Here is a 13,153-nt window from a genome sequence, read left to right on the forward strand (position 1 = left end):
CCCTTACAGCACCTTCGCTTCGTTCTTCAGCCTCTCGACCAGCGTCTTCACGTCCGGCACCTTCACGCCGGCGCTGCGTGCGGCCGGCTCGGTCACCTTCAGCGTCTTCAGGCGCGGCCTGACGTCGACCCCGAGGTCCTCGGGCCTGAGCGTTTCGAGCGGCTTCTTCTTCGCCTTCATGATGTTGGGCAGCGTCACGTAGCGCGGCTCGTTCAGGCGCAGATCGGTGGTGACCACGGCGGGCAGCGTCAGCGTCAGCGTTTCCGCGCCGCCGTCGACTTCACGCGCGACCGTCGCGCGGCCGTCGGCAATGGTCACCTTCGAGGCGAACGTCGCCTGCGGCAGGTCCGCGAGCGCGGCGAGCATCTGGCCGGTCTGGTTCGAATCGTCGTCGATGGCCTGCTTGCCGAGGATCACGAGTGCGGGCTTTTCCCTGTCGAGGAGCGCCTTGAGCAGCTTCGCCACGGCGAGCGGCTGCAGCTCCCCGGACGACTCGATCAGGATCGCGCGGTCCGCGCCGATCGCGAGCGCCGTGCGCAGCGTTTCCTGGCACTGGGCGACGCCCGCCGACACCGCGATCACCTCGGTCGCGACGCCCGCTTCCTTCAGGCGTACCGCTTCTTCCACGGCGATCTCGTCGAACGGATTCATCGACATCTTCACGTTCGCAATGTCCACGCCCGTGTGGTCCGATTTCACGCGCACCTTCACGTTGTAATCGACCACCCTTTTGACTGGCACCAGAATTTTCAAGCTTGGGCTCCTCCGATCAGGTTCAATCATTCGGACTGTGACAGAACCCGGGTGCGAGAGGAATTGCCAATTGCTGAAGGGGGGCTTAGGCGTGGACTAACCGGGTCGCGCGTATTACGTCTCGGAAGGCGTCAGTTTTCCGTCTTTAAGGACACTTACCTCGACGCTGCCGTCCGGTTTGCGGTGGCTGAGCGTTTGGATCACGCCGGTATCGTCATCGAAAGTGGACATGCCGATCTGTTTTCCATCGGGACCGAACATCTGGCTTTGCAACACTCTGTGATCCGGGGAAATGACGGCCTTCGCCGTGTTGCCATCCGGCAGCCCGGTGAACGTAACGAGCGTGTTGTAGCCGTCAGGTTGCTGGCCCGGCGCCGGCGGCATCAGGTTCGAGCTCGGCTTGTAAAAGGGTATTTGCTCCGTCGTGACCGAAGGGCCGTTATTGTTTGTTTGGGTTGTCGGGCCACTGATTGGCATGCTGAATCCTATTGAGAGATTAGTAAGGCGCGGTTGCGCAATGACATGTCCGGTTGCGGACGTTTCCAGTGTCGACCGTACGGCGTAACCGAAGGTAGTGGCCGCTCATGGTGCGTCTTGCGTCGCGCATATCGCGTTACCATCGAAGCTTTCCTTTGCGCATCGATCGCCATGCACTTCGACTTCGTTGACCTGAGCCTCATGACCGCGCTTGCCGACACGAAGAATCTCGCCCGCGCCGCGAGCCGTTGTCATCTGTCCGCGCCGGCCGCGAGCAACCGTGTCAAGAATCTCGAAGAAGGGCTCGGCTTTCGTCTGCTCTATCGCACGAGCCAGGGCATGACGCTCACGCCCGCGGGCGAAACCTTCGTGCGTCATGCGCGCCTCGTGCTCGAAGAAACCGAACGCCTCGCCGCCGACATGCAGGATTACGGCGAAGGCATCAAGGGACATGTGCGCGTGTGGGCGAATACGACGGCGATCAGCGAATTCTTGCCCGCTGTGTTGAGCCGCTTTCTTCGCGAACACCAGGACGTGAACATCGAACTGCGCGAAGTGCTGAGCGGCGAAATCGTCAAAGGGCTCACGGAAGGCGCGACCGATATCGGCATCGTTGCGGGCAACGTCGATACGGGGCACCTCGAAATGCTGCCGTATCGCGACGATCGTCTCGTGCTCGTCACCGCGCCCGATCATCCGCTTGGCCAACGCAGCGCGGTCGACTTCGCGGAAACGCTCGATGAAGACTATATCGGCCTGCCGACGTCGAGCGCGATTCACTCGTTCATCAATATCGCCGCCGATGCGCTCGGGCGGCGCATCAAGCTGCGCATCCAGGTCGGCAATTTCGAGGCCGCCTGCCGGATGATCGAGGCAGGCGTCGGCATCGGCATCGTGCCCGGTTCGGTCGCGGCGCGGCATGCGAAGACGATGACTATCCGGATCGTGAACCTGAATGACGCATGGTCCGAACGCAAACTGAAAATCTGTGTGCGCAGCGTCAAGGATTTGCCGCAGTTTTCGCGCGAACTGATCGATATGCTGACCGCGGAAGCCGATTAATCTCCCACGCCCGCGACACGCTCCGGTCAATCCGGCCGTGGCGCGCCCAGCATGGCGCGATGCCCCGACGTTTCCGAAACCCCGATTGGCGCGTGATTTCGGGCACGGGACGACGGAATTTTTGCCGAAGCTGTACGGTTAACGCGTGCGAAGCGGGCGCCGGCGAATTTCACGCGATGCCAGGGTTTCTACTGGTTTCCGGGTGGCTGACACGCCCCTAGCATTGACAGCTGGTCGGGTGGTCGACCAGTTGACCAGCCAGCCGAAGGAGACGCAATGAGTTACCTTTACGACGAGAAGCTCGATGGAGCGCTCGCGTCGCACGACCGCGAAACGGTCGTGGCGGAACTGCAGCACCTGCTGCCGGACCTGCAATTGCTGCATTCGCGCGAGGAAGTGCGTCCGTTCGAATGCGACGGCCTGTCGGCATACCGCACGTCGCCGCTGCTCGTAGCGCTTCCCGAACGCGTCGAGCAGGTTCAGGCGCTGCTCAAATATGCGCACGCGCGCCGCATTCCGGTCGTGGCGCGCGGCGCGGGCACGGGTCTTTCGGGTGGCGCGATGCCGCTTGAAAAGGGCATCCTGCTCGTCATGGCGCGCTTCAACAAGATTGTCGAGATCGACGCGAACGCCGGCCTGGCCCGCGTGCAGCCCGGCGTGCGCAACCTTGCGATTTCCCATGCCGCGGCGCCTTACGGTCTTTACTACGCGCCGGACCCATCGTCGCAGATCGCCTGTTCGATCGGCGGCAATGTCGCGGAAAACGCGGGCGGCGTGCATTGTCTGAAATACGGGCTCACCGTGCACAACATCCTGCGCGTCGACATGATCACGATCGACGGCGAGCGCTTGACGCTCGGCTCCGAAGCGCTCGATAGCCCGGGTTTCGATCTGCTCGCATTGTTTACGGGCTCGGAAGGCATGCTCGGGGTCGTGACCGAAGTTACCGTGAAGCTATTGACGAAGCCGCAAAGCGCGAAGGTCCTGCTCGCCAGCTTCGACGACGTCGAAAAAGCAGGTGGCGCGGTGGCGAAGATCATCGGCGCGGGCGTGATTCCGGGCGGCCTCGAGATGATGGACAATCTCTCGATTCGCGCGGCCGAAGACTTTATCAAGGCCGGTTATCCGGTCGAGGCCGAAGCGATCCTGCTGTGCGAACTCGACGGCGCGGAGTCCGACGTCGACGAAGACATCGCCTGCGTCGACGCGATTCTGCGCGAATCAGGCGCGACCGACGTGCGGCTCGCGCAGAACGAAGGCGAGCGCCAGCGCTTCTGGGCGGGCCGCAAGAACGCATTTCCCGCGGTCGGACGCATTTCCCCCGATTACTACTGCATGGACGGCACGATTCCGCGCCGCGAGTTGCCGCGTGTGCTCAAAGGCATCGCGGACCTGTCCACGGAATACGGCTTGCGCGTCGCTAACGTGTTTCATGCGGGCGACGGCAACATGCACCCGCTGATCCTGTTCGACGCAAACGTGCCCGGCGAAATGGACCGCGCCGAAGCGCTCGGCGGCCGCATTCTCGAACTGTGCGTCGAAGTGGGCGGCAGCATTACCGGCGAGCATGGCGTGGGCCGCGAAAAGATCAACCAGATGTGCTCGCAGTTCAGCAGCGACGAATTGACCGTGTTTCATGCGGTAAAAGCCGCGTTCGACGAAACAGGCCTGCTGAACCCCGGCAAGAATATCCCGACGCTGCATCGCTGCGCCGAGTTCGGCGCGATGCACGTGCATCACGGCGCATTGCCCTTTCCTGAACTGGAGCGTTTCTGATGCACCGCGATCTTCAACCCGCCGACGGCAGCATCGAACTGATCGACCAGGTGCGCTCGGCGGCCGCGCGGCGCGTGCCGCTGCGTATTCGCGGCGGCGATACGAAGGCGTCGCTGGGCCGGCCCGTCGAAGGCGAAGCGCTCGATATGCGTAGCCATCGCGGCATCGTCAGCTACGACCCGACCGATCTCGTGATTACCGTGCGCGCCGGCACGCCGGTCGCGCAACTGAATGCGGTGCTCGACGAGGCGGGCCAGATGCTGCCGTGCGAGCCGCCCGAATTCGGCGGCGAGGCGACCGTCGGCGGCGCCGTCGCGAGCGGGTTGTCGGGGCCGCGGCGTCCGTGGGTCGGCGCGGTGCGCGATTTCGTGCTCGGCTGCCGGCTCATTACGAGCGAAGGCAAGTATGTGCGTTTCGGCGGCGAAGTCATGAAGAACGTGGCCGGCTACGATCTGTCGCGTCTGATGGCCGGCAGTTTCGGTTGCCTCGGCGTGATTGCCGAAGTGTCGCTGAAAGTGCTGCCGAAACCGCGCGCCGAGCATTGCCTGCGCGTCGACATGAGCGCGGCCGATGCGCTCGACAAGATCGTCGAGTGGCGTCGAACCGGTTTACCGGTTACCGGCGCGTGTCATCTCGGCGATGCGCTTTATCTGCGGCTCGAGGGCGGCACGGCCTCGGTGCAGTCGGCCGCGCAGCGCATCGGCGGCGCCGCGATCGATGCTTCGTTCTGGGCCGATCTGCGCGAACAGCGGCTGCCGTTTTTCGCAGGTCCCGAATGTTTGTGGCGCCTTTCCGTGCCGAATCACATCGGCGTCGAGGCGCTGCCCGGCGAGGCGGCGCTCGACTGGGGCGGCGCGCAGCGCTGGCTCAAGAGCAATGCGCCCGCTTCGAGCATCCGGCGTATCGCCGAATCGGCGGGCGGACACGCAACGTGCTTTACACCCGCTGCGGGCGTCGAGCCATTTCAGCCGCTGCCGGCCGCGCTGCTGCGTTTTCACCGGCAACTGAAGCAGAAGCTCGATCCGCACGGTATTTTCAATCCGGGGCGAATGTACGCCGAGCTGTAAGTCCGCATTCGCGCGCCCGAACAGGCGCGCCCGAATTCATGAGACGAGCCCGCGCAAGGGCAGCCATTCAAGGGACCGCATGCAGACGAACCTTTCCGATCGCGCGCGCAGTTTGCCGCGCGCCGATGAAGCCGATGAAATCCTGCGCTCGTGCGTGCATTGCGGCTTCTGCAATGCCACGTGCCCGACGTATCAGATTCTCGGCAACGAGCTCGACGGGCCGCGCGGACGCATTTATCTGATCAAGCAATTGCTCGAAGGCGAGGCGGCGACAGAAAAAACGCAGGAACATCTCGACCGATGCCTGACGTGCCGCAATTGCGAAACGACGTGTCCATCGGGCGTGCGCTATCACTCGCTGCTCGATATCGGTCGCGCGGAACTCGAAAGCCGCATCGAGCGGCCGCTGCGTGAGCGCGCGCTGCGCGCCGGGCTGCGCCATGTGATTCCACGCCCCGGCGTGTTCAATACGCTGCTGAAGGCGGGCCGCGCGGTGCGGCCCATGTTGCCGAAAGCGCTTGGCGACAAGATTCCGACGCAACGGATTGCCGCGAAGGCGCGCCCGTCGCGACGTCATGCGCGTCAGATGCTGATGCTCGAGGGTTGCGTGCAGCCGTCGCTGTCGCCGAACACGAATGCGGCAGCAGCGCGCGTGCTCGACAAGCTCGGCATCGGCATCGAAAACGCGCCCCGAGCCGGCTGCTGCGGTGCGACCGACTACCACCTGAACGCGCAGCAGGCGGGCCTCGACCGTGCGCGCCGCAATATCGACGCATGGTGGCCGGCTATCGAAGCGGGCCGTGTCGAAGCGATCATTCAGACCGCGAGCGGTTGCGGCGCCTTCGTCAAGGAGTACGGACATCTGCTGCGCGACGATCCGCGCTATGCGCAAAAGGCACGGCGTGTGAGCGAGCTGACGCGCGACCTCGTCGAAGTGCTGTCGGCGGAGAATCTCGACGCGTTGCGTATCGCCGAAGCCGAACGCCGCGTGGCGTTCCATTGCCCGTGCACGCTGCAGCATGCCCAGAAACTGGGCGGCGCGGTGGAGGGCGTGCTGCAGCGGCTCGGCTTCGAATTGTCGGCGGTGCCCGACGGGCATCTATGCTGCGGCTCGGCCGGCACGTACTCGTTTACGCAGCCCGAGCTGTCGAAGCAGTTGCGCGACAACAAACTCGATGCGCTCGAGAGCGGCAAGCCGGATCTGATCGCAACGGCGAATATCGGCTGCCAGGCGCATCTTTCGGGCGCAGGACGAACGCCGGTGAGGCACTGGATCGAGATCGTCGAGGACGCGCTCGCGCACGCATGAGCGTGTGCGGCCGCGGGGCCGTCGCGAATCCTGCGAGGGTCGCGACGGTGACGCCTAGCGCGAAGCGTTTTCGCGGATGAATTCGAGGTGCGTGCCGAGCGCGCTGCGCGCGGCGCCCGGATCGTGCTTGCGGATCGCTTCGTAGATCGTGCGGTGCTGCTGCACGAGATAGAAGAGGTCGGCGTTACGTTTTTTAAACGTCGCGTACGTTTCTTCGATCGACTTCTGCACGAGATTGTGGATGCCGTGCATCACGTGCACGAGCACAATGTTGTGCGTGGCGTCCGCAATCCGCAAATGGAACGCGGCATCGAGTTGCGGCAGCGTGGCTCCGCCGTCCGCGACGTCGTACGGGTGATCTTTGCTGAATGCGGTTTCGAGTTCGGCAAGTGCTTCCTTGATGTTCTGGATGTCCGTCTTCGTTGCGCGTACCGCCGCAAGTTCGACCGCCACCGCCTCGAGTCCTTCGCGCATTTCCAGAATATCGCCGGCCGCCTTGCGATGGCGCGCCATCAGATGCGCGAGCGGATCTGCGATCAGCGGCGCGGTGGAGTTCGCGACCACATAGCCGCCGCCCGTCTTCGACTGGATCAGCTTGCTGCCTTCCAGCCGCAGCAGCGCTTCGCGCAGCGACGGGCGCGAGACATTGAGCTTCTGTGCCAGATCCCGCTCGGACGGCAGCGTTTCGCCGGCCCGCAGCGTTCCGTCGACGATCAACTGCTCGAGCTGGTCGCAGACCGCGTCGGAGAGCCGGAATCGCGGTGGCGGAACGATAGGGGTGTAGGACATCGGAGCCTTGAATTGATGGACTGTACGCCTGGGCCTGCGCCTGATTCTGTGCCTGATTCTGCGCTTGAATCCGAGCTTGAATCCGCACCTCTGCCCGTGAAAACGCGACGGTTTTTCAACGGGCAACTGTAGCCAGTAACAGGAGTCCGGTCAATTGCGGCTGATACGCGGGGGAGTGGTGGTTAGCGACGTGAGGCACCGCCGCGTCGCACCGGCAAGGCGCGCCGACGGATCGGTCACGCTATCGCCTCGTGAACCGCTTTCACCGTTGCCGAAAGACGTATCGCCTTTTTTCGCATCGAACGCGGTCGATGCCGTCATAGTTAAACAGTGGTGTCAAGAATAGGCAGTTGGGGGCGCCGTATGACCAAGGGCTCGTCCGCATCGATTACTGCGTTGTGCGTAAACATAGTCTGTCCGTATTTACCCTTAAACGCCGAGCCTGTGATGACTAGACTTTAGCCAACGACGAAATGCGAGTTCGCATCCGATCGTCGAAGGTCACTATCTGATTCATTGAGAGGCTATTCATCATGAAGATCCGACATGCTCTAGTTGCGTCCCTCGTTGCTTCGGTGCTCGCGGTACCGGCTGCCGCGGCATTCGCCCAGCAGCACTCGACCATCACGCGTGCGCAAGTGCGTGCCGAACTGGCCCAGTTGCGCGCTGCCGGCTATCAGGGCGATACAGAAACTTCATATCCGGCTGAGATCCAGTCTGCGGAGGCACGTGTTGCCGCGAAACAGGCCCAGGCGGCAGCGTCCGGCTATGGTCCGGGCACCGCGGGAACGTCGGCAGCGGGCGCGGGCGCTACGTCGAAATAACGGGCACCGCGGTGTTCGCGGTACGTGAAGGCGGGTTGCCAGGGCGCGACCGGGCGAAGCGCAGGGCGTTCGAAGTGGAGTGGGACAACGAGAGGTTGGGGGCGCGTGCCGCGTGATTCAATGTTGTTTGCGCCGGCGCGCGCCACTCGATCCTCACAGCGCCGCATCGACGAGCAACGACGCCTTCAATTGACGTATGCGCTGATCGACAAAATAGCCGCCGCCCTCGACATAGCGTAAATAGCTGCGCCCGCATACCGTGCACTCCGACACCGTGCAGCGGTTGTACGGGAAATAGCGCGGTGCGATCGGCGCATCGGCGGACCAGTAACGGGTGCCGTGCGGATGATATTCGGCGAAGGTCGCGTCGTCCTGGTGTTGTTCCGCGAGCGTGCCCGCTTCGCGCAATTGCGCTTCGGGCATCGACAGCGGCAGCGTTTGCCAGCCGTCGGTCGGCGTCGCGTGGCACGCGCATGCGATCGTCACGGCTTCCGAGCGCGAGGCGAGTTCGCTCAGTGCGGCGAAGTCGAGAAGGGGCGGTGTGGTCATCGGGTGGTGAATGGCGGGCGGAACAGGCTCATGCGGAGGCCAGGCGGGCAGGGCAGCCGCGCGGCGCATGAAAGAGCCGCAAGCATCGCACATTTGAACTTCATTTGCGCGCGCCGCGTGCGCACTCGAAGTGCCACGCGGCGCGCATTTCCAGCATGAGTTTCATGCAGCGAGGGTTAATGCAGTGAGATCAATGCAGTGATTTCAACGCAGTCACACCAGATGCTTACTGCAACGCGCTCGATTCCGACAGCGCTTCGCTTTCCTGCACCGTCGCGCGCTCGGGCAGCAGGAATGCGATCAGCGCGGCAAGGAACGCGGCCACGGCAAGCGCGATCAGCGCTGCGCCGAAGTTCCCCGTGAAGTCCTTGATGATGCCGACGAGCCACGGCCCGAGCAACCCGCCGAACTGGCCGATCGTGTTGATCAGCGCAATGCCGATCGCCACGGCGGCGCCCGTGAGGAATTCGCCGGTAAGTGTCCAGAACACCGCGAGGCATCCCCAGATGCCGGCCGCGGCGATGCACAGCAGAATCAGACCGATCAGCGGTTGCGACACGAATGCGCAGGCAAGCAGCGCGAGGCCGCCGATCGCCATGCAGATCACGATATGCATGCGGCGCTCGCCGACGCGATCCGAATGACGCGCGACCAGATACATCGACACGGCCGCGCAGCAGAACGGCAGCGCGCTCAGGAAGCCGACCTGCAGATCGGTCGACGTACCCATGTTCTTGACGATCTGCGGCAGCCACAGCAGCACGCCATAAAACGCGGTCAGGAAGCAGACGAACAGCAGCGACAGGCTCCATACCCGCCCCATGACCGCGATTTTCATGAACGGCAGGCTGGCGGTTTTCGTGAGTTTCGATGCTTCGGTCTCGAGTTCGTTGACGAGCCACGCACGTTGATCGTCGCGCAGCCACGTTGCGCGTTGCGGACGGTCGGTGAGCCAGAACAGCACGAAAAAGCCGAGAATGACCGCCGGCACCGCTTCGAGCAGCAGCATCCAGCGCCATCCGGAGTAGCCGTGCACGCCGTCGAGCGCATGCATCAGCAGACCGGACAGCGGCGAGCCGATGGCCGACGCGACGGCCGTGGCCATGATCACGCCGGCGTTTGCACGCGAGCGGTAGCGCACCGGGAACCAGTAGGCGAGGTACGCGACGACGCCCGGAATAAAGCCCGCTTCGGCGACGCCGAGCAGAAAGCGCAGCACATAGAACGACGTTTGCGAATGGACGAATGCGAGGCCCGCGGAAACGAGTCCCCACGTCACCATGATTCGCGAAATCCACATGCGCGCGCCGAAGCGATGCAACGCGATATTGCTCGGTACTTCGAACAGTGCGTAGCCGATAAAGAAGATGCCGGCGCCAAGGCCGAACACGGATGCGCTGAAGCCGAGCTCATGGTTCATGCGCAGCGCGGCGAAGCCGACGTTGACGCGGTCCATGTAGTTGATGATGAGCAGCACGAACAGCAACGGCACGAGGCGTCGGTAGACGCGGCTGATCGTCGATGCTTCCAAAGAGTGGTCCAAGGTCTGTCTCCTAAGCGGCGCGAACGGCCTTCTCACGACCGCGCAATTTTGGGTTTCTACAACATCCGGCTTTCAACTGCCGTACGCCGCGCGCAACCCGCACCGGCGAAACGCACGGCCAGCGTGGGCTCAACGGGCCGGGGCGCCCTCGACCGCCTGCGGATTGAGCACATTGATCGGCTTGCCCTCGCGCCATGCGAGCAGCTGATCGATTGCGATGCCGAAGTAGTGCTCGTACGTGTCTTTTTCGACGTAACCGATATGCGGCGTGGCAAGCACGTTGTCGAGCTTGATCAGCGGATGGGCAGCGCCATAGATCGGCTCGTGTTCATAGACGTCCACTGCGGCAAAACCGGGCCGGCCTGCCTTCAGTGCCGTTTCGAGCGCGCCCGGCGCAACCACTTCGCTGCGGCTCGTATTCACGAAGAGCGCGGTGGGCTTCATCGCGGACAGATCCTGCAGCGTGATCGAGCCGCGCGTGGCCGGCAGCAGACGCAGATGGCAGCACACCACATCCGCCTGCGCGAAAAACTTCTGCCGGTCGCTTTCGCTTTCGATGCCGTCGGCCAGTGCGGCCGCGCGCGAGGTTTCGTGATCGTCGAGCGCGACGACGCGCATGCCGAACGCGCGCCCGTAACCGCCGACCACGCTGCCGATCTTGCCGTAGCCGGCGATGCCGAGCGTGCGGCCTTTGAGCCCGATGCCGAGATGACCTTGCCAGAGGCCCGACTTCAGCCGGTTCGCTTCGACATGCACCTTGCGCATCGATGCCATGACGAGCGCCCACGTCAGTTCGGCTGCGGCCGTCGTCGCCGAGCCTTCCGCCGAGACGGGAATGCCGCGCGCCGTGCAGGCGGCGAGATCGACGTGATTCGCGGCGCGGCCCGTCTGGCTGATGAACTTCAGCTTCGGCAGGCGCGCGAGCAGCTCGGCCGTTACCGGCGTGCGCTCGCGAATCAGCAGCAGTGCGTCGGCATCGGCGAAACGTTTCGCCTGCTCATCGATGGATTCGAGCGTGTCGTTATGGATCTCGACGTCGAACTGCGCGGCCAGCTTCGCATAGCAGTCGAGCGTGCGCACGCAATCCTGATAGTCGTCTGAAATGATCACTTTCATGGGTGGTCTCCGTGCGGGTCTTTCAGATCTTCGACCAGGGGGCCGACATCACGAGCTGATTTTCCTGACGCTCGATATAGCCCTGGGCGGTCATCTTTTTGTATTCGGCCCAGTCCGGGTCCGCTTCCATCGCGGCGCGGCGCCGCTGACGGTCTTCAAAACTTTCGTAGCCCCACAGGTGTACGACCTGGTTCAGCGTGCCCACTTCGGAAATGAAATAGCCGAGCGGGTCGCCCACATGCCGGCGTTGTACCGGCAAGCCGTACTTTTCGTACAGCGCCAGATAGGCCTTCAACTGGCCCGGCACGATCGTGTAGCGGCGCAAATCCACCAACATCCGTGTGTCTCCTTCAATCGATCATTGCTTCATTGAGTCATGCGGCGAGTCTAGTGGCGCTCGATGGAGTAATACAATCGATAAAATTCGCTTGATTCACGAGCAAAATCGATGAATGACAAATCGCTGAATAAAACTTCCAAACGCCTTTCGATTCGCCATATCCGCGCATTCGTTGCGGTCGCGCTGCATCGGAGCCTGACGCGCGCGGCGGAGTCGCTGTTCGTCACGCAGTCGGCGCTGAGCCTGACGATCCAGCATCTTGAGGACGACCTTGGCGTCGCGCTGTTCGACCGCTCGACGCGCCGGCTCGATCTGACGCAGGCGGGCCGCGAGTTTTTGCCTTCGGCAGAAAGGTTGTTGCAGGATTTCGATTCGTCGGTCCGCACGATGCGCGCGCTCGGCAAACGCGAGCGCGGCAAGGTGGGCGTGGCGGCGGTGCCGTCGGTGATGGCGCTGCTGCTGCCGGAGGCGGTCGCGGCTTATATCGATGCGTACCCGAATATCGACATCTATCTGCGCGAAGACAATTCGGAAACGGTGCAGCAGCGCATTATCAACGGCGACGTCGACTTCGGCATTTGCAGCCCGTGGGAGCACGACCCCGAACTCGTGTTCGAACCGCTTTTCGAAGACAGTTTCGGCGTGGTGTTCGCCCCCCATCACGCGCTTGCCGAAAGCGACGGCGAACTGTCGTGGCACGACATCGACGGTTACCGCATCATCGGCTTCAGTCCCGATCTCGGCATGCAGTATCAGTTGAGCCGCACAGCGGGCCTGAGCGTGGAGGTGCGCGAGCCGCGCTATCGCGTATCGAATACGTCGACGATCGAAACGCTCGTGGCACGCGGAGTCGGGGTATCGATCATGTCGGCGCTGGCGGCGCAACGCGCGCCGCTCGACACGCTAAAGCTGCGCCTTCTGTCGCAGCCGGTGCTGACACGCACGGTCGGCGTGTTGCGCAGGCAGGGCAAATCGCTGTCGCCCGCCGCGGCGACGATGCTGCAGTTCGTGCGCGCAGCGGTGCCGCAACTGGCGCGTTTTCCGGGCGTGCGCGTCGACCCGGCGCTGCTGGGCGATGCATCGGCGGCCGGACCCGAGGTTGCGCCGCGCAAAGCCTAGCGGCGCCGGCCCACGGCAGCGCGCCGCCGACCGGTCAGTCGGCGGCCTTTGCGGCGGCGATATTCATCGCGATATGGCGCAATTCGTCGCGGTGTGTTTTCCATGCGCGTTGGGCATCGCGTTCCTTGCGCGCGCGGCGCGAAGCGATGGCTTTTTCACACGAGCGTTGTGCAATGCGCGCGTCGATGCGGTCGATCGCGATCGCCAGCGCGGTCGACAGCACGCCGGCCATGACGCCCAGCCCAACGAATAACGATAACGAGGGAGCAAAGCTCATTTTCTACTCCTGAATGCGAAGCTGATTCGTCTGATTCATCCGTCTCGCGTGTCCCTTGTCGCGTCGAGCCGGATACTGAAGAGCGTAGTGCCGCTGAATGAGCGCACAGTGATGACCCGCCATCCGGAATCCGGAAATGCGCAAGAACCCGC

The 13,153-nt window shown here is 63.4% G+C and carries 14 protein-coding genes; 6 read left to right on the top strand and 8 right to left on the bottom strand.

Annotated elements, in window-relative coordinates; translation table 11 throughout:
* Nucleotides 1-3: 3 nt before the first annotated feature.
* Both BTO02_RS26530 and BTO02_RS26535 read right to left on the bottom strand, forming a co-directional pair.
* Nucleotides 4-753, bottom strand: a complete 750-nt coding sequence (locus BTO02_RS26530) for an electron transfer flavoprotein subunit beta/FixA family protein (RefSeq protein ID WP_075160109.1) — start codon at nucleotides 751-753, stop codon at nucleotides 4-6.
* A gap of 114 nt (nucleotides 754-867) precedes the next feature.
* A complete protein-coding gene (locus tag BTO02_RS26535) occupies nucleotides 868-1,230 on the bottom strand; it encodes a hypothetical protein (protein ID WP_156883992.1) in 363 nt (120 codons plus the stop codon).
* 171 nt (nucleotides 1,231-1,401) lie between these two features.
* Between BTO02_RS26535 and BTO02_RS26540 the strand changes: the two genes are divergently transcribed.
* The 4 genes from BTO02_RS26540 (at nucleotide 1,402) to glcF (ending at nucleotide 6,444) form a co-directional block, all read left to right on the top strand.
* A complete protein-coding gene (locus tag BTO02_RS26540; RefSeq protein ID WP_075160111.1) occupies nucleotides 1,402-2,292 on the top strand; it encodes a LysR substrate-binding domain-containing protein in 891 nt (296 codons plus the stop codon).
* Between the two features lie 276 nt (nucleotides 2,293-2,568).
* Complete coding sequence (gene glcD, locus BTO02_RS26545) at nucleotides 2,569-4,068, top strand: glycolate oxidase subunit GlcD (RefSeq protein ID WP_075160112.1); 1,500 nt, start codon at nucleotides 2,569-2,571, stop codon at nucleotides 4,066-4,068.
* Entirely contained in the window at nucleotides 4,068-5,135 is a 1,068-nt protein-coding gene (gene glcE / locus BTO02_RS26550; protein WP_075160113.1) for a glycolate oxidase subunit GlcE, read from the top strand. The genes glcD and glcE overlap by 1 nt, the downstream gene beginning before the upstream one ends.
* 79 nt (nucleotides 5,136-5,214) lie before the next feature.
* A complete protein-coding gene (glcF, locus tag BTO02_RS26555; RefSeq protein ID WP_075160114.1) occupies nucleotides 5,215-6,444 on the top strand; it encodes a glycolate oxidase subunit GlcF in 1,230 nt (409 codons plus the stop codon).
* Nucleotides 6,445-6,498: 54 nt separating this feature from the next.
* On the opposite strand, the gene BTO02_RS26560 is transcribed toward glcF, so the two are convergent.
* Nucleotides 6,499-7,233, bottom strand: a complete 735-nt coding sequence (locus BTO02_RS26560) for a FadR/GntR family transcriptional regulator (RefSeq protein ID WP_075160115.1) — start codon at nucleotides 7,231-7,233, stop codon at nucleotides 6,499-6,501.
* Nucleotides 7,234-7,766: 533 nt separating this feature from the next.
* On the opposite strand from BTO02_RS26560, the gene BTO02_RS26565 reads away from it, so the two are divergent.
* Nucleotides 7,767-8,057: a DUF4148 domain-containing protein gene (locus tag BTO02_RS26565; protein ID WP_332262279.1), complete on the top strand. Its 291-nt coding sequence runs from the start codon at nucleotides 7,767-7,769 to the stop codon at nucleotides 8,055-8,057.
* A gap of 153 nt (nucleotides 8,058-8,210) precedes the next feature.
* Here BTO02_RS26565 and BTO02_RS26570 read toward each other — a convergent pair whose 3' ends face one another.
* The 4 genes from BTO02_RS26570 to BTO02_RS26585 all read right to left on the bottom strand — a co-directional run bounded on the left by BTO02_RS26570 (nucleotide 8,211) and on the right by BTO02_RS26585 (nucleotide 11,602).
* Complete coding sequence (locus BTO02_RS26570; protein WP_075160116.1) at nucleotides 8,211-8,606, bottom strand: hypothetical protein; 396 nt, start codon at nucleotides 8,604-8,606, stop codon at nucleotides 8,211-8,213.
* A 226-nt stretch (nucleotides 8,607-8,832) separates the two neighbouring features.
* On the bottom strand, nucleotides 8,833-10,149 hold the full coding sequence (locus BTO02_RS26575) for an MFS transporter (protein WP_075160117.1): 1,317 nt from the start codon (nucleotides 10,147-10,149) through the stop codon (nucleotides 8,833-8,835).
* A gap of 129 nt (nucleotides 10,150-10,278) precedes the next feature.
* On the bottom strand, nucleotides 10,279-11,265 hold the full coding sequence (locus tag BTO02_RS26580) for a D-2-hydroxyacid dehydrogenase family protein (RefSeq protein WP_075160118.1): 987 nt from the start codon (nucleotides 11,263-11,265) through the stop codon (nucleotides 10,279-10,281).
* A gap of 22 nt (nucleotides 11,266-11,287) precedes the next feature.
* Nucleotides 11,288-11,602 carry an NIPSNAP family protein gene (locus tag BTO02_RS26585; protein ID WP_075160119.1) on the bottom strand — a complete coding sequence of 105 codons (315 nt, stop codon included), beginning with the start codon at nucleotides 11,600-11,602 and terminating at the stop codon, nucleotides 11,288-11,290.
* Nucleotides 11,603-11,713: 111 nt separating this feature from the next.
* Between BTO02_RS26585 and BTO02_RS26590 the strand changes: the two genes are divergently transcribed.
* Complete coding sequence (locus BTO02_RS26590; protein WP_075160120.1) at nucleotides 11,714-12,724, top strand: LysR family transcriptional regulator; 1,011 nt, start codon at nucleotides 11,714-11,716, stop codon at nucleotides 12,722-12,724.
* A 34-nt stretch (nucleotides 12,725-12,758) separates the two neighbouring features.
* On the opposite strand, the gene BTO02_RS26595 is transcribed toward BTO02_RS26590, so the two are convergent.
* Nucleotides 12,759-13,001 carry a hypothetical protein gene (locus tag BTO02_RS26595; RefSeq protein ID WP_156883993.1) on the bottom strand — a complete coding sequence of 81 codons (243 nt, stop codon included), beginning with the start codon at nucleotides 12,999-13,001 and terminating at the stop codon, nucleotides 12,759-12,761.
* Nucleotides 13,002-13,153 lie beyond the last annotated feature (152 nt).

Source organism: Paraburkholderia sp. SOS3 (genome assembly GCF_001922345.1).
Lineage (GTDB): Bacteria > Pseudomonadota > Gammaproteobacteria > Burkholderiales > Burkholderiaceae > Paraburkholderia.